This is a genomic window from Chryseobacterium sp. SIMBA_028, from assembly GCF_046535285.1.
GTDB lineage: Bacteria > Bacteroidota > Bacteroidia > Flavobacteriales > Weeksellaceae > Chryseobacterium.
This window is the reverse complement of record NZ_JAWRWZ010000924.1, coordinates 1-228: the sequence shown is the minus strand read 5'-3', so window position 1 is coordinate 228 and position 228 is coordinate 1. Positions and strand designations below refer to the sequence as shown.

The window sequence follows — 228 nt, the reverse complement described above, 5'->3', positions numbered from 1 at the left end:
AACTCCTGACCAAGGACGGCCGGGGTGTGCGGTTGACCGCCACCGGCCGCTTCCTCGTGGAGGGTTCGGACACCCTCATTTCCGAGTGGGAGAGCCTGCGCGCAGCGGCCATGGAAGCCGGCGACCAGGTGCAGTCCCGCTTCGGCCTTGGCGGATTCTCGACGGCTGCGGCGCAATTGCTCGCTCCGCTGGCAGCCTCGTTGCGCTCAACACACCCCCTGCTGCAAG

The 228-nt window shown here is 68.0% G+C and carries 1 protein-coding gene; it reads left to right on the top strand.

Features of this window, described 5'->3' with window-relative positions:
• Nucleotides 1–228: hypothetical protein (locus SCA31_RS25915; protein WP_410699803.1), on the top strand; the 228-nt coding region annotated here is incomplete at both ends.